This is a genomic window from Enterobacter cloacae complex sp. P42RS (genome assembly GCF_014930595.1).
Classification (GTDB): domain Bacteria; phylum Pseudomonadota; class Gammaproteobacteria; order Enterobacterales; family Enterobacteriaceae; genus Enterobacter; species Enterobacter bugandensis.
On the sequence record NZ_JADBRK010000001.1, the window covers coordinates 58,378 to 73,788 of the forward strand.

General features: G+C 56.2%; 17 protein-coding genes. 7 read left to right on the top strand and 10 right to left on the bottom strand.

Annotated elements, in window-relative coordinates:
* Positions 1-17 precede the first annotated feature (17 nt).
* A complete protein-coding gene (punR, locus tag IM314_RS00290; protein WP_193358338.1) occupies positions 18-929 on the top strand; it encodes a DNA-binding transcriptional activator PunR in 912 nt (303 codons plus the stop codon).
* Between the two features lie 17 nt (positions 930-946).
* Here punR and purR read toward each other — a convergent pair whose 3' ends face one another.
* Positions 947-1,972 (bottom strand): HTH-type transcriptional repressor PurR, encoded by a 1,026-nt coding sequence (gene purR / locus IM314_RS00295; RefSeq protein WP_008500597.1) that lies wholly within the window; start codon positions 1,970-1,972, stop codon positions 947-949.
* Positions 1,973-2,269: 297 nt separating this feature from the next.
* Between purR and IM314_RS00300 the strand changes: the two genes are divergently transcribed.
* Together IM314_RS00300 and IM314_RS00305 are read left to right on the top strand one after the other, a co-directional pair.
* The gene (locus tag IM314_RS00300; RefSeq protein WP_020688313.1) at positions 2,270-2,359 is read left to right on the top strand and encodes a YnhF family membrane protein; all 90 of its coding nucleotides are present in this window, start codon (positions 2,270-2,272) and stop codon (positions 2,357-2,359) included.
* Between the two features lie 163 nt (positions 2,360-2,522).
* A complete protein-coding gene (locus IM314_RS00305; protein WP_028012891.1) occupies positions 2,523-3,689 on the top strand; it encodes an MFS transporter in 1,167 nt (388 codons plus the stop codon).
* Positions 3,690-3,726: 37 nt separating this feature from the next.
* Here IM314_RS00305 and sodB read toward each other — a convergent pair whose 3' ends face one another.
* Together sodB and IM314_RS00315 are read right to left on the bottom strand one after the other, a co-directional pair.
* Entirely contained in the window at positions 3,727-4,308 is a 582-nt protein-coding gene (sodB, locus tag IM314_RS00310) for a superoxide dismutase [Fe] (RefSeq protein ID WP_028012892.1), read from the bottom strand.
* Between the two features lie 122 nt (positions 4,309-4,430).
* The gene (locus tag IM314_RS00315; RefSeq protein WP_028012893.1) at positions 4,431-5,204 is read right to left on the bottom strand and encodes a C40 family peptidase; all 774 of its coding nucleotides are present in this window, start codon (positions 5,202-5,204) and stop codon (positions 4,431-4,433) included.
* Between the two features lie 338 nt (positions 5,205-5,542).
* Between IM314_RS00315 and grxD the strand changes: the two genes are divergently transcribed.
* Complete coding sequence (gene grxD / locus IM314_RS00320) at positions 5,543-5,890, top strand: monothiol glutaredoxin 4 (protein ID WP_003832760.1); 348 nt, start codon at positions 5,543-5,545, stop codon at positions 5,888-5,890.
* 44 nt (positions 5,891-5,934) lie between these two features.
* On the opposite strand, the gene rnt is transcribed toward grxD, so the two are convergent.
* From rnt to eptA, 5 genes are all read right to left on the bottom strand, one after another.
* Positions 5,935-6,585 carry a ribonuclease T gene (rnt, locus tag IM314_RS00325; RefSeq protein WP_028012894.1) on the bottom strand — a complete coding sequence of 217 codons (651 nt, stop codon included), beginning with the start codon at positions 6,583-6,585 and terminating at the stop codon, positions 5,935-5,937.
* A 95-nt stretch (positions 6,586-6,680) separates the two neighbouring features.
* Positions 6,681-7,088, bottom strand: a complete 408-nt coding sequence (gene gloA / locus IM314_RS00330; protein WP_013096923.1) for a lactoylglutathione lyase — start codon at positions 7,086-7,088, stop codon at positions 6,681-6,683.
* A 100-nt stretch (positions 7,089-7,188) separates the two neighbouring features.
* On the bottom strand, positions 7,189-8,286 hold the full coding sequence (locus IM314_RS00335) for an alkene reductase (RefSeq protein ID WP_028012895.1): 1,098 nt from the start codon (positions 8,284-8,286) through the stop codon (positions 7,189-7,191).
* A gap of 53 nt (positions 8,287-8,339) precedes the next feature.
* A complete protein-coding gene (locus IM314_RS00340; protein WP_041910343.1) occupies positions 8,340-8,939 on the bottom strand; it encodes a TetR/AcrR family transcriptional regulator in 600 nt (199 codons plus the stop codon).
* 41 nt (positions 8,940-8,980) lie between these two features.
* On the bottom strand, positions 8,981-10,606 hold the full coding sequence (gene eptA, locus IM314_RS00345; RefSeq protein WP_193358337.1) for a phosphoethanolamine transferase EptA: 1,626 nt from the start codon (positions 10,604-10,606) through the stop codon (positions 8,981-8,983).
* A gap of 149 nt (positions 10,607-10,755) precedes the next feature.
* Here eptA and IM314_RS00350 point away from each other — a divergent pair, with 149 nt between their 5' ends.
* The 3 genes from IM314_RS00350 to sodC all read left to right on the top strand — a co-directional run bounded on the left by IM314_RS00350 (position 10,756) and on the right by sodC (position 12,539).
* Positions 10,756-10,995, top strand: coding sequence for a DUF1289 domain-containing protein (locus IM314_RS00350; RefSeq protein WP_028012898.1), 240 nt, complete (start codon positions 10,756-10,758; stop codon positions 10,993-10,995).
* Positions 10,996-11,043: 48 nt separating this feature from the next.
* A complete protein-coding gene (locus IM314_RS00355; protein WP_028012899.1) occupies positions 11,044-11,940 on the top strand; it encodes an aldo/keto reductase family oxidoreductase in 897 nt (298 codons plus the stop codon).
* 80 nt (positions 11,941-12,020) lie between these two features.
* Entirely contained in the window at positions 12,021-12,539 is a 519-nt protein-coding gene (sodC, locus tag IM314_RS00360; RefSeq protein ID WP_193358336.1) for a superoxide dismutase [Cu-Zn] SodC, read from the top strand.
* On the opposite strand, the gene IM314_RS00365 is transcribed toward sodC, so the two are convergent.
* On the bottom strand, positions 12,518-14,551 hold the full coding sequence (locus IM314_RS00365) for an FUSC family protein (RefSeq protein ID WP_193358335.1): 2,034 nt from the start codon (positions 14,549-14,551) through the stop codon (positions 12,518-12,520). The two genes, sodC and IM314_RS00365, sit on opposite strands and share 22 nt — an antisense overlap.
* Positions 14,551-15,411, bottom strand: coding sequence for an HlyD family secretion protein (locus IM314_RS00370; RefSeq protein ID WP_193358334.1), 861 nt, complete (start codon positions 15,409-15,411; stop codon positions 14,551-14,553). Before IM314_RS00370 ends, IM314_RS00365 begins: the two co-directional genes overlap by 1 nt.

Consider the following 15,411-nt stretch of genomic DNA (forward strand, 5'->3'; position numbering starts at 1 on the left):
TTTTTTGCAGGCAGAAAATGTGGTCAGATTATTCTCTTGAAGTGGTCGATGCTGTCGCGCGTAACGGCAGCTTTAGCGGAGCGGCGCAGGAGTTGCACCGCGTCCCTTCGGCCATCAGCTATACGGTGCGACAGCTTGAGGAGTGGCTGGCGGTACCGCTGTTTGAACGGCGGCATCGTGATGTGGAATTAACGCCCGCAGGGGCGTGGTTTTTAAAGGAAGGGCGTTCTGTTATCAAAAAAATGCAGATCACCCGCGAGCAGTGCCAGCAGATCGCGAACGGCTGGCGGGGCCACCTTTCCATTGCGGTGGATAACATCGTTAAGCCCGAGCGCACCCGGCAGATGATTGTCGATTTTTATCGGCATTTCTCTGACGTAGAACTGCGGGTCTCGCAGGAGGTGTTCAACGGCGTCTGGGATGCGCTGGCGGACGGCAGGGTAGAGATGGCGATTGGCGCAACCCAGGCGATCCCGGTCGGGGGACGTTACGCCTTTCGCGATATGGGGATGCTGAGCTGGAAATGCGTGGTGGCAAGCGATCATCCCCTGGCGGCGACGGAAGGGCCGCTGAGCGACGATACGCTGCGCAGTTGGCCGTCGCTGGTGCTGGAAGATACCTCCCGCTCGCTGCCGAAGCGAATTACCTGGCTGCTGGACAACCAGCGGCGGGTTGTCGCCCCTGACTGGGGATCGTCGGCGACGTGCCTCAGTGCCGGGCTCTGCGTAGGCATGGTGCCCGCCCATTTTGCACGTCCGCGAATCGACACCGCTGAGTGGGTTGAGCTAACGCTGGAGAATCCGTTCCCGGATGCGGCCTGCTGCCTCACCTGGCAACAAAATGATGTCTCGCCGGCGATGGCCTGGCTGCTGGACTATCTGGGGGACAGCGAAACGCTTAACCGGGAGTGGCTGCGGGAGCCAGACTGACTGGCTCCGCAATGAGATTAACGACGGTAGTCGCGGAACGGGCCATCCGCAACGGAACGGCGTTCGATGAGGCGAGGGTGAACTTCAATGGACTGCGACTCTTCACGCTTGTTGACGATCCTGTCCAGCAGCATATTGAAGGCGGTTTCACCCAGTGAATCTTTCGGCTGGTGAATGGTGGTTAACGCTGGCGTGAAGAAGCGCGCGTTGCGCACGTTGTCATACCCGATCACGGAGATGTCCTGCGGTACGCGCAGACCCAGCTCGTCGGCCGCACAGAGGGCGCCCATCGCCATGATATCGCCCCCGCAGAAGACGGCGGTTGGACGGTGAGGCTGGGAGACGATCTGCTGCATCGCGCGGTAGCCTGATTCCGGCTCAAAGTCGCCCTGCACGATCCAGTTTTCCGGCACGGTGATTAGCGCTTCTTCCATCGCTTTCATAAAACCGGCCAGGCGGCCCGCGCCGGTGTTGCGTTCCAGCGGACCCGGGATCACGCCAATCTCGCGGTGGCCGCGTTCGATCAGATAACGGCCCGCCATGTAACCGCCTTCAAAGGCGTTATCGATAACGGAGTCGGTGAAGTCGGCGCGCGCTTCGCCCCAGTCCATCACCACCATAGGGATATGGCGATACTCTTCCAGCATCGACAGCACGGATTCCGGGTACTCTGAACACATCACCAGCAGGCCGTCCACGCGCTTTTGCGCCATCATCGACAGGTAGGCGCGCTGTTTTTCAATGCTGTTCCAGGCGTTGCCGAGAATCAGGGTATAGCCTTTCTGGAAGCAGTTTTTTTCAACCGCTTCAATGATCTCGGCAAAATAGGCCGCTTCGCTGCTGGTCGCCAGCAGACCAATTGACTTGGTGTGATTAACCTTGAGGCTGCGCGCAACCGCGCTCGGCGAGTAGTGCAGCTCTTTGATCGCTGCCCAGACGGCGTTGCGCGTCTCTTCCGCCACAAAACGGGTTTTGTTAATTACATGTGATACGGTTGTAGTGGAAACGTTTGCGCGTTTTGCTACGTCTTTAATTGTTGCCATTAAATGTCACTCCAGACCATATCCTAAACTCCTGAAAAACTTGAAGGTAAACGTTTGCCTTCTCTCACCCTTATCACGCAATTTTGAATTGCGGCACGCCGGGAAAACGACACGGGACGTCAGGAGGGGGTCAATGGCCGGTACGCTAATAAATTTAGCGTGGAATTTTGGCCTATCTTGATGAAAAGGGGAAGAGGTAAAGTGTTTATCAGCTTAAATCCAGGAAGATTTTTGACGTAAACTGTGCAAAAATGAGCAAGCTCACTTTTCGTGGGGGGATTAAAAGGAGAAAAATTGATGAGTTCCGATCTGAAGTTTTCGCTGTTCACCACCGTTATTGTGCTGGCGCTGATTGTGGCGGCTGGCCTGACGGCTGCGCTGCATTGATTTACGCGGGGGGAGAGCCTTCTCCCTCCCGAACGCTCCGATTGTTACTTCTCTGGCAAAAATCTTTTGCCATTTTGTTAACTTCTCATTTTTTGTGATTGATGTCATGCTTTCCGCTTCTTTGTTCTGTGTCACCACATGACACGGCATCCGGAGTTGACGCATGAAAATCAATTTTCCCCTGCTGGCCCTGGCGATTGGCGCTTTTGGGATTGGCACCACTGAATTCTCCCCGATGGGGTTACTGCCCGTTATCGCCCGGGGCGTGGACGTCTCGATCCCGGCCGCCGGGATGTTAATCAGCGCCTACGCCATCGGCGTGATGGTAGGAGCGCCGCTGATGACGCTTCTGCTTTCGCACCGTGCGCGCCGCAATGCGCTGATTTTCCTGATGGCGATTTTCACCCTGGGCAACGTGCTTTCGGCCATTTCGCCGGATTACACCACTCTGATGCTGTCGCGCATTCTGACCAGCCTTAACCACGGCGCGTTCTTTGGTCTGGGCTCGGTCGTGGCCGCAAGCGTGGTGCCAAAACACAAGCAGGCCAGCGCCGTGGCCACCATGTTTATGGGGCTGACTATCGCTAACATCGGCGGTGTTCCCGCGGCAACCTGGCTGGGCGAGGTCATTGGCTGGCGGATGTCCTTCCTGGCGACGGCCGGACTGGGCGTGGTCGCGATGGTGGCGTTGTTCTTCTCCCTGCCAAAAGGCAGTGCGGGTGAACGCCCTGATGTACGCAGAGAGCTGTCGGTGCTGATGCGCCCGCAGGTACTCTCCGCGCTGCTGACCACCGTGCTGGGGGCAGGAGCGATGTTTACCCTCTACACCTATATTTCGCCGGTCTTACACGACATTACCCACGCAACGCCACTCTTTGTTACCGCGATGCTGGTGCTGATTGGCGTCGGCTTCTCGATTGGCAACTATCTCGGCGGGAAATTTGCTGACCGTTCCGTGAGCGGCACGCTGAAGGGCTTTTTAACCCTGCTGATTGTCATTATGGTCGCGATCCCGTGGCTGGCGCAGAATGAATTCGGCGCGGCGATTGCGATGGTTGTCTGGGGCGCTGCCACCTTTGCCGTGGTGCCACCGCTGCAGATGCGCGTGATGCGTGTCGCCCATGAGGCGCCGGGTCTTTCGTCTTCCGTGAATATCGGGGCGTTCAACCTCGGCAATGCGCTGGGCGCCGCAGCCGGAGGCGCCGTGATTTCAGGCGGTCTGGGGTACAGTTTTGTGCCGGTGATGGGGGCGATTATTGCCGCGCTCGGCCTGCTGCTGGTGATGATGTCCGGCCGTAAACAGCCTGAAGCGGTTTGCACGGCTGAATAAGCAAAAACGCAGAAGGGTTACCCCTTCTGCGTGTCTCTTACGCGGCGAAGTTCTTCGCGACAAAGTCCCAGTTAACCAGAGCCCAGAAGTGCTCCAGGTAGTTCGGGCGCGCGTTGCGGTAATCAATGTAGTAAGCATGTTCCCACACGTCCACGGTCATCAGCGGCGTAGCGCTGGTGGTCAGCGGGGTGCCCGCGTTAGACGTGGACACGATAGCCAGTTTGCCATCCGCCTCTTTTACCAGCCACGTCCAGCCAGAACCGAAGTTCTTGATGGCGGCATCGGTAAACTTCGCTTTAAACTCAGCAAAGCTGCCAAAGGCGGCGTTGATGGCGGCTGCCAGTTCACCGGCAGGTTCGCCACCGGCATTCGGCGCCAGGCAGTGCCAGTAGAAAGTGTGGTTCCACACCTGAGCCGCGTTGTTAAAAACGCCACCCTCTGAGCTGCGAACGATCTCTTCCAGCGTTTTGCCTTCAAAATCGGTGCCCTTGATGAGGTTGTTCAGGTTAGTGACGTACGTCTGATGATGCTTGCCGTAGTGGTATTCCAGGGTTTCCGCTGAAATGTGCGGTGCCAGGGCGTCTTTTGCATACGGTAGTGCAGGTAATTCGAACGACATTGCTTCTCTCCTTATTGTATTTTGTGTTGCCAATAACCCTACAGACAACAAGGACAGGATAGCAAATTGAAAGGGTATGCAAAAGAGGAACTTACCCTGCCGCAGATGCGGCAGGGCAGGGATTAACGAATGGTTTTTGGCGTCATGACGCGACGCGCGCCGACGTAATGACGTACCCAGTAATCTTCGCTGAGCGAGGTGATCTGAATGTCCTGACCGCTGCGCGGAGACTGGATGAATTTCCCGTTGCCGACGTAGACGCCCACGTGGTCAGCCGTACCGCGACCCTGCGTGCGGAAGAAGACCAGGTCGCCGTTTTCCAGCTCACCCCGGTTAACCGGTGACGCATCGCGCAGGTGATACATCTCATTGGCGGTACGTGGAATACGGAATTTAACCAGATCTTTGTAGGCGTAATAGACGAGGCCGCTGCAGTCGAAACCGGTACGCGGCGAACTGCCGCCCCAACGATAAGGCTTGCCAATCTGCCCCATCAGTTTATTCATCGCGGTTTTTTGCGCTTTTTGCACACGCACTTTATGCACATCCGCCAGCTTTGTTACCTTCGTGCATTTTGCTTTATGGCCTTTACGGGTAATGCATTTTTCTGTAACGAGGTTAGCGGCGGTCTGCGAAGCTTTATTTTTGGCGGTGCGGGTAGTGCGGGAAGATTTTGTTTTCGTCTTGCTGGAAGCGGTTTGTTTAGTCTGAGCGGTGGTTTTTTTCTTGTCGTTCTTGCTGCTGGTTTTTTTCTTACGTTCTGTGGCTTTCACCAGATGGCTTTTTTGTACAGCAGATTGCCGCGCCTGCTGAGAGGCGTTTGCCGCTGGCGTTAACGTGAGTGATGTAAACAGTAAAGCACAGAGCGTGATCGAGATTTTAGTTATCCGCGCCACTGGGCAGTCCCCTGATATATGCAGGTCATCAATAATACCCGCGTGTGATTTACAAAGCCCGTCGATTCTAATCCATAAAAACCCGAGAAGTTAATAGCATTTTTCAATCTAAAAACGTGTTTCGTTAGCAAGTGCAAAAAAATTCATCGTTCTGACGCACAATTGTTCACTCCCTAAGCAAAACCCTGACGGGCGAAGGGGTAAACACCATTTGCAATGCAACTTTTGTGGAGTCGGGGTAAAATATATAAACGTGACGAAAATGTTATTTTCCGATGCCAGCCTGACCCGCTACAATGTCAGACTACTGCCGTAACAGAAGTTAAAGGAAGCAAGACATGAGCACCACTATTGAAAAAATCCAGCGCCAGATCGCTGAAAACCCGATTCTGCTGTATATGAAAGGTTCTCCGAAGCTGCCAAGCTGCGGCTTCTCCGCGCAAGCGGTTCAGGCGCTTTCAGCCTGTGGTGAGCGTTTTGCTTACGTTGATATCCTGCAGAACCCGGACATCCGCGCTGAGCTGCCAAAATACGCTAACTGGCCGACCTTCCCGCAGCTGTGGGTAGACGGCGAATTGGTGGGCGGCTGCGATATCCTGATTGAGATGTATCAGCGCGGCGAACTGCAGCAGCTGATCAAAGAGACGGCGGCGAAGTACAAAACGGAAGAGCCGGACGCTGAATAATTTTCTGCGTTAATAAAAAAGCGACCTGAAGAGGTCGCTTTTTTTTATTCTTCACTGTCGCCCATCGGCAGCGGCCAGCCGCCCAGACGCTTCCAGCGGTTGACGATCTCACAGAACAGCTCTGCGGTGCGCTCCGTATCGTATAAGGCGGAGTGCGCCTGGGTACCGTCAAACGGTATACCCGCCGTAATGCAGGCTTTGGATAAAACCGTTTGTCCCAGCGCCAGGCCGCTTAGCGCGGCGGTGTCGAAGGTCACGAACGGGTGGAAAGGGTTGCGTTTGAGCGATGCGCGTTCGGCAGCGGCCATGGTAAAGCTGTGATCGAAGGTGGCGTTATGGGCTACCATGATGGCGCGGCTGCAGTTGCTCTCTTTCATGCCTTTACGCACCATTTTAAAAATGGCGTGCAGCGCATCATATTCACTGACTGCACCACGCAGCGGGTTATGCGGATCGATACCGTTAAACGCCAGCGCCTCCGGCTGTAAGTTTGCCCCTTCGAAAGGTTCAATGTGGAAATGCAGCGTGGTGTCCGGTGTAAGCCAGCCCTGTTCATCCATCTTCAGCGTGATGGCGGCAATTTCGAGCAGCGCATCGGTTTTAGCGTTAAATCCGGCTGTTTCTACATCAATGACAACGGGATAAAAACCACGAAAACGGTCGCACAGACCGCTAAATTGAGCGTTATCGGACATCAGGGTCTCTTACAAGGGGAAAAAGCAGTGCGCATTATGGCAAATTTTGCAGGGTGATGCAGTAAAACTACGGGCGCATGTTGCGCCCTGAGGGATCAGTTGCCCAGACCGCGACCCGCGTCTTTGGCTTCAATCAGCTCGATCTTGTAACCGTCCGGATCTTCTACAAAGGCAATAACGGTGGTGCCGCCTTTTACCGGGCCGGCTTCGCGCGTGACGTTACCGCCGTTGCTGCGAATGCGTTCACACGCCTCGGCCGCGTTGTCCACTTCCAGCGCGATATGGCCGTAGGCGGTGCCCAGTTCATAGCTGTCTACGCCCCAGTTGTAGGTCAGTTCAATGACCGCTTCATCCGTTTCCGGGCCGTAACCCACGAACGCCAGCGAGTATTTGTATTCCGGGTTTTCGCTGGTGCGCAGCAGCTTCATGCCCAGGACGTTAGTGTAGAAATCGATAGAACGTTGCAGATCGCCAACGCGCAGCATGGTGTGAAGTAGGCGCATAATTTCCTCATTAACCAATGGAATAGACTATTTTTTTGAACAGAAACGATGTTTTAGTATAGCGGCGAAGTATCGCCGCTATCAATGAACAATGGCGAGATTACAGTGAAGGGTAGTCGGTGTAGCCTTCCGCGCCGCCGCCGTAGAAGCTCTCAGGACGCTGCGGGTTCAGGGCCGCTTTCTGCTGCAGTCGAGCAACCAGATCCGGGTTGGCAATATAGTCGCGGCCAAACGCCACGGCGTCGATCAGCCCTTTATTAATCAGATCCTCGGCTTTCTCAGGGGTATAAGCGCCCGCACCGATGATCACCCCGTGGAAGCGCTCGCGCACTTTCTGACGGAAGGCTTCCGTATAAGGCTTACCGCCGGCCCAGTCCGGCTCGGACATGTGCAGATAGGCAATGCCGCGTTTCGCCAGCTCTTCAATCAGATACAGCGCGTCCGCTTCTTCATTCGGACCGTTGTCGACGTTCTGGAACGTACCGATTGGGGAGACGCGGATACCGATACGGTCCGGGCTCCACTCCTGACAAACGGCGTCAACCACTTCCAGCACCAGGCGGGCGCGGTTTTCGACGCTGCCGCCGTACTGGTCGGTACGATGGTTAGACGACGGTGACAGGAACTGGTGCAGCAGGTAACCGTGCGCGGAGTGCAGCTCAACCAGGTCAAAACCGGCTTCACGGGCGTTGGCAACGGCCTGACGGAAATCGTTCACGATACCCGGGATCTCATCCAGCTCCAGCGCGCGTGGCGTAGAGGTGTCGACGCGGATCGCGTTGCCGTTTTCATCGCGCAGGGAGGTGCGGGTGTTCGCGTTCAGGGCAGACGCTGAAACCGGCGCCTGACCGCCAGGCTGAATGCTGCTGTGGGAGATACGACCGGTATGCCACAGCTGGACCGCAATGCGACCGTCTTCAGCGTGAACGCCCGCGGTGATTTTCTGCCATGCGGCGATCTGCTCCGGGCTGTGCAGCCCCGGCGCACCCGCATATCCCTTGGCCTGAGCAGAAATCTGCGTGGCTTCAGTGATGATCAGGCCAGAGCTGGCGCGCTGACGATAGTATTCACCCATCAGTGGGGTTGGGATATCACCCGGCTCAATGCTGCGCAGACGGGTAAGCGGAGCCATAAACACGCGGTTTGGCGCGGTGACGGCACCCACTTTTAAGGGGGTAAATAATTTTTCAGCTGACATAACGACTCCTGAGTAGACCAGTCGACTAGTAATAACGTAAATAAAAACGCCTGCTAAGCGCCAGGCGCAGTAATCGTATTTTTCACATGTGCCAGCGCGCTTTCGAGCGGCACGGCACTGCGAGAAATTTTAGCCTGCAGGTTGGCGCCTAACCAGAGGGAGTAGAGCACCTGAGCCTGCGTTAAGGGATCCCCGGGGAAGGCGAGCGTATTTTCTTCGCGCCCCTTCGCCAGCGCCTGCGCCAGCAGGGCGATAACGCCGCTGGCGCCTTTATCCATTGCTGTGCGCATATCTTCTGAGAGATCGCACACTTCGGCAGAGAGTTTAACCGTCAGGCATCCGCTGATAATGCCCTGCTGACAGAACTGGTTCAGCGTTTCCTGGTAGTAGTTCAGAACACGATCCCGATAGTTACCTTCCCCCGTGGCGAAGTGGGTCGCGAGGCGCTGGTGGTAAGCAGCATAGTGCCGCTCCAGCATCGCCACGCCAAAGGCCTCTTTGGACCGAAAGTAGTGATAGAACGACCCTTTCGGTACCTCAGCGGTTTTTAATAGCTCGCTCAACCCCATACCGGTGAAGCCGCGGTGCATGCACAGCCGCTCGCCGGTCGCCAGGAGATGTTCGCGCGTGTCGTGTTCAGTATTTCTGCTCATGGATTCACTCTAATAGACCGTTCGGTCTAATGCAAGCGCTGTTACCGGTGACACGCATTCAGAATGTCCAACTGTTGCTGATAAACGCTTGATTTAACGTCCATCATGCCCAGCACCGTCGAGAATAAATTGTCCTGCGAAACCGCATTTTTTGCTGCGTGGTCGCGTAAACACTGCGCGTTGATGCCAAAGTTTTTCGCATAGTCCGGGGACAGCCAGAACATAAATGGAATGTGCGTCTGCTGCTCCGGCGCCAGCATGTACGGCGTGCCGTGCAGATAAATACCGCTTTCACCGAGCGATTCCCCGTGATCCGAGAGGTAAATCAGCGCGGTGTTCATGTTCGCCTGACGGGCTTTCAGCGCATCAATGGTTTTGCTGACCATGCTGTCGGTATACAGGATCGTATTGTCATAGGTGTTCATCAGCGCCTGATGGTCGCAATCCTGAATTTCGTTGGTGTCACAGGTGGGGGTGAATTTACGGAAATTATCCGGGTAACGGCGATAGTACGCCGGTCCGTGGCTGCCCATCAGGTGGATAACCAGCACCGTGTCCTGCTTCAGACCGTCCAGCACGTTGTCCAGGCGGTAGAAATTCACGTCATCAATACAGGACTGGTCTTTGCAGAACTGATCCAGCTTCCACTGCGTCATGTCGGTATGGGGAATACGATCGCAGGCACCTTTACAGCCACCGTCGTTGTCGCGCCACAGGAGGTTGATACCCGCATGGTTGAGCACGTCGAGCAGCCCTTCCTGATGGTGCGCCAGGTCAGCATCGTATTTGCTGCGCGTCATACCGGAGAACATGCACGGAACGGATACGGCGGTTTCAGTGCCGCACGATGAGGCCTGCGGGAAGTTAATCACATCCTGCTTTTTCAGCTCGGGGTTGGTTTCACGCCCGTAGCCATTGAGGGAGTAGTTCGCCGCGCGCGACGCTTCGCCGATGACCAGCACCAGAACGGTTTTCTTCTGCTGACCCGTAATCAGCGCGCCCTTGTGCGCATCTTCGCCAATCCGCACCAGCGTTTGATCGCCGGCAAACCAGCGCATCTTGCTGTATTTCACCACGGCGCTGACATAGTTCGCCGGAGTGACCATTTTGACGATGCTTTTGTTATTGCGGAACAGCGACGCGTAATCTTTATAAAACACCGCGGCGATAAGAATAATCACCAGCAGGGCACCGAGCATCGCGGCAACACGCGTCAGCAGGGCGTACCACCATTTGCCGGTACGAATACGGGTCAGCGCCAGCACCAGGGATGGAACAAGACCGGCTATGACAATCCACAGAATCATCTGCGGGGTCACCAGCGCGGTGGCTTCCTGGGAGTTAGTTTCGAACACGTTCACAATCATGTTCTGATCGATGACCGCGCCGTAGGTAAACATAAAGTAAGTTGCCGCAGCGCACCCGACAGTTAAGACGATCATCAGCGGCTTACGGATATACGGGATATTGAGCAGGCTAAATACAATGACCCAGCCACAAAACAGCACCACCGGTACGGATGCGGCGAAGAGAATATCGTGCAGATGCGCAGGGGCAATAATGGCCCAGCTGCGCTGGATAAACAGCCCGTTAAGCAGAGTAAAAAAGAGTGCACAGCCCAGAGTAAATTTTATGTCGTTACATTGTAACTTTTTACTTAACCACATCGATCGTAAAACCTGTCATTGTCATGATGTGGCGAGTATAAAGAGGGAAGATTAGTGAAACCTTAATGCCACAAAACTGTGGTAAAGCCCTTGCACGCGGCGCTTTTAGCGTCTTCACTGTAGGTGAGAAAGGTTAACCGGAGGTGAGTGTGGCAGAGCAACTGGAGTTTTTCCCCATCCAGAGCCCGTGCCGGGGGATTTGTCAGTCAGATGAACGCGGTTATTGCCGCGGGTGCATGCGTACCCGTGACGAGCGTTTCAACTGGCAAAACTTCAGCGACACGCAAAAGCAGGATGTGCTGCGCCTCTGCAGACAGCGACTTCTGCGCAAAATCCGCGCAAACAAAGCCTCTGAGACCGAAGAACCCCAGCAACCTTCACTGTTTTAATGCGGTAATTGCGTATACTCATGACATCACGTCCTTGAGGAAAATGTTATGGTTCAGCGTATTACCCTTGCCCCCCAGGGGCCAGAATTCTCCCGTTTTGTGATGGGCTACTGGCGCCTGATGGACTGGAATATGTCCCCCCTCCAGCTGGCAAGCTTTATTGAAGAGCATATCGATTTAGGGGTAACAACCGTCGATCATGCGGATATTTACGGTGGCTATCAGTGTGAAGCCGCCTTTGGCGAGGCGCTCAAGCTGGTTCCGGCACTCCGGGAGCGCATGGAGATCGTTACCAAATGCGGTATTGCCACCACGGCCAAACCGGAGCATGCCCTCGGCCACTACATCACCGACAGCGCCCATATCATCAAGAGCGCCGAGCAGTCGCTGGTCAATCTGGCAACCGATCGTATCGACCTGCTGCTGATTCACCGTCCGGACCCGCTCATGGATGCCGACGAGGTGGCGGAAGCCTTCCTGAGTCTGCATCAGAGTGGGAAGGTGCGTCACTTCGGCGTCTCCAACTTTACCCCGGCCCAGTTTGCGCTGCTTCAGTCTCGTCTGCCGTTTACGCTCGCCACTAACCAGGTTGAGATCTCCCCGGTGCATCAGCCGCTGCTGCTGGATGGCACGCTCGACCAGCTGCAGCAGCTGCGCATTCGCCCGATGGCCTGGTCGTGCCTCGGCGGTGGACGCCTGTTTAATGATGATGCGTTCCAGCCGCTGCGCAATGAGCTGGAAACCATCGCCCGCGAGCTGAACGCCCAGAGCATAGAGCAGGTGGTTTACGCCTGGATCCTGCGTCTGCCGTCAAAACCGCTGCCGATTATTGGCTCCGGCAAAATTGAACGCGTCCGTTCCGCGCTGGCCGCCGAAGAGCTGCAGATGACTCGCCAGCAGTGGTTCCGCATCCGCAAGGCCGCGCTGGGTTACGACGTGCCTTAGACCGCAAGAAGGTGACTTTCCGGTGAAATCTGTGCCCCTGGTATACACTTAAGGGGCAAAAAATAACCAGCGGAGGTCATATGAAGCGTTTTACTCTGGCATTGGTCACGCTGGTTGTTTGCGCAGGGGCGCAGGCAGCCAGCGACGAAGTAGAAATGAATCTCGTCACCTCACAGGGTGTGGGGCAGTCCATCGGGACGGTGAAAATCACCGAGACCGATAAAGGGCTGGAATTCGCACCCGATCTTAAAGCACTCCCGCCGGGCGAACACGGCTTCCATGTTCATGCCAAAGGGAGCTGTCAGCCAGCCATGAAAGAGGGCAAACCGTCGGCAGCGGAAGCAGCAGGGGGCCACCTCGACCCGCAGAATTCAGGTAAACATGAAGGGCCTGAAGGTATGGGACACCTGGGCGACTTGCCGATGCTGGTGGTAAACAATGACGGTAAAGCCACGGATCCGGTCGTGGCCCCGCGGCTGAAAAAGCTGGATGAGGTTAAAGGCAAAGCGCTGATGATCCATGTGGGCGGCGATAACATGTCCGATCAGCCTAAACCGCTTGGCGGCGGCGGGGCGCGCTATGCCTGCGGCGTAATCTGAACCCCAATCGTTCCCGGCGGGGGCGCCTGTTCCAGCTGCGACAGCGAGCAGTGCAGGCGCCAGATTATCGAGGCCAAATCGCGCGCTGCGGGAAGATGATGCCGGGCAAGTGTGTCGCAGATCCGCTGCAGTTCAGCAAGCGTGGCCTCCAGAGGCCGCTGCTGAACGCCGCGCTCGCTCATCACATCGCGTAGCAGAGAGATACACACATCACGTACCTGCGACAGCGGATCGGAGCGCGTTTCCCATGCGCGAAGCTGCCAGACCACGTGCGAGCAGTTCAACAGCACCACCCCCCAGCGCAGCAGCCAGCGTCGGGACAGCGCGTCCTGGCTGTTATTTAACTGGCTGACGTGGTGATAAACCAGCGATTCATACTCGCTTTCTTGCAGATGCGGCTTGCGGCTGAGCTGGTCGACAAACCCTCTGCGCAATTCACGGATATGTCGACGGCTTTTGCGTGCGTCAGAGCCGGGACGCAACACCGCGAAGGCCAGCCACGCCAGCCCGACGCCAAGAATCTTTGCCAGGTTGTCATTCAGAAAAGCGGCGTAATCATAAACCGGCGGATTCGTCACGGAGATAAACGAGCCCATAAAGACAATCAGCTGCCCCCACAGACCCGCCAGTTTCGGCATTTGCAGCTTAAGGAGCTGCATCGTAGTTAACAGCGGAAACAGGAACAGCAGAAACTGCCAGAGATCGCTTATCTGTACCATCAGGCCAAACTTCACCACAAAACTGAACAGTGATAGCAAAACAAGCGTTCGCAGCAGCAGCGTAAGCGAGTTAAACGGCGAGGCCGCGACGGAGTAAAGCACGCAGCTGATAGCGGCAAGCGTTAACGCCGCCGAGCCTGACTCCCACTGCGTGGTAATGCTCCACGCCCCCACCAGCATCAGTGCGCTGAAGGTGCGAAAACCGCTCCACAGCGCTTCCAGATAATCGGTGTGACGTGCGAGAGCCGGGCTGCCGGGAACGGCGAACTCCGTGACCGGGGTAGCATTCTCTACCGCCTTAATCCAGCGGCTGCTGCGCAGGTATAGCCGACAAAAGTAATTCAGCCGCTGCCAGAAGGCGCGATGGCGATAATCAAACTCATCCACCGGGGCGAGCGGGGCGATGATCTTCGCGACGGTATAGATGTCCGCATCCGGTCGCGCGAGCGCCGCGAGCAGGGTTTCGATTACCGCGCGGGTGTTTTCTGGCGGTGTCGGCCAGTTGAGCAGCATTCGGCGCAGGCTGGAGATAGCGCTGGTCATGCGCAACTGCTGGTGCAATAAATAGTTAAGCAGCGTGTTCTGACGGCGAAAACGGTAATGGCTCCAGAACGCCTGAATACGCAACAGATTCATGGTCAGGATCTGCCCGATAACCTTTTCATGCGCGAGGCGGATGTCATCGCTGGTATCCGGTTGCCACAGCAGGCTCGCATGTTCCAGCAGCCGGGTATGCATGGTTTTCAGCGCAGTGATAAGCGCAGTGCCGTCAGAGGTGCTGGGCAGGATCATCATCATAAATCCGCCGCAGAGGATCCCGACAATGACTTCGCAGACGCGCGCCTGTGCGATATCCCATAGCTCGGTGGTGTCGAGCACGTTGACGACCGGGAAGGCGATAATGGCGGCGGTATAGCCCGCCAGCTGGAAAGCATAGGCCACGTTATTGGTGAAATGGGCGCAGGCCCAGGTACAGCAACCCAGCCATGCCGCCATGCTCAGCAGGAACAGCCACGGATCGTTCAGCGTGTGGCCCGCGATAATTAACGCCGCGGTGGCGCCCAGCAGGCTACCTGCGATACGGCCAAGGCTTTTGCTGATCACCCCGCCAACGGTGGGGAAGCTTACCACCGCCGCGGAGGTCATCGCCCAGTAGGGTTCATCCAGGTTCAGATAATAGGCAACAGTCAGCGCCAGGCACATGGCAATGCCGTTACGCAGCGCGTAGCGCCACTGGGGGCGCGTCGCTTTCATCCACGGCGTGTTTTGCCAGGAGAGCGCCTGCAGCTTCATTAACGGGTTCCGATAGAGACAGTGCAGGTGGTGCCGGAAACCAGCGTGATGTCCTCCGGTAAACGGTCAAACTCCACGCGCACAGGCACGCGTTGAGCCAGGCGCACCCACGGTACGTTCGGCTTGATGTCCGGCACCAGCCCGGAATCCGTTTCAACGCTTTGATCATAAATGGCGCGGCCAATGCTGGAAACGTGACCCTGTAACTTTTGCGGGCCACTATACAGCGTTATGGCGGCGGGTGCGCCTTCACGGATATGACGAAGCTTGGTCTCTTCGAAATAGCCCACGACGTAGAACGAGTGGCTGTCGACGAGAGCAAAAACCGGCTGACCGGCGGTGGCATAATTTCCCACCCGGGTGGAGAGGTTGGTCACCCATCCGTCGACGGGGGCGGTGACCACGGTTTGGGTTAATTCCCACTGCGCCTGCTTAAGCGTGGCCTCAGCCACGTTGACGCTCGCCTGCATGGCCTTGACGTTGATATTGGCAGTATCTAAATCTTCCGCGGAGATGTAGTTTTTCGACAGGTGACGGCGGCGATTGGCCTCATTATTGGCCTTTGCAAGGTCAGACTGGGCTTTAGCCAGCTGCGCCTGGGCGTTCAGAATCGCAATGTGATACGGGGTGTCGTCGATGCGGAATAACACCTCTCCCTTTTTAACATACTGGTTATCCTTAACCAGCAGCGTTGTGATACTTCCCGAGACCTGGGGGGTGATGCTGACCTGCTCAGCGCGAACTTTGCCATCACGGGTCCAGGAGGACTGCATATAATAATTCCACAACCACCATCCAGCAGCCAGGGCGAGGACAAGAACGAACAGGGTGGAAAAGTACTTCAGCGTTTTCAGAGGCAT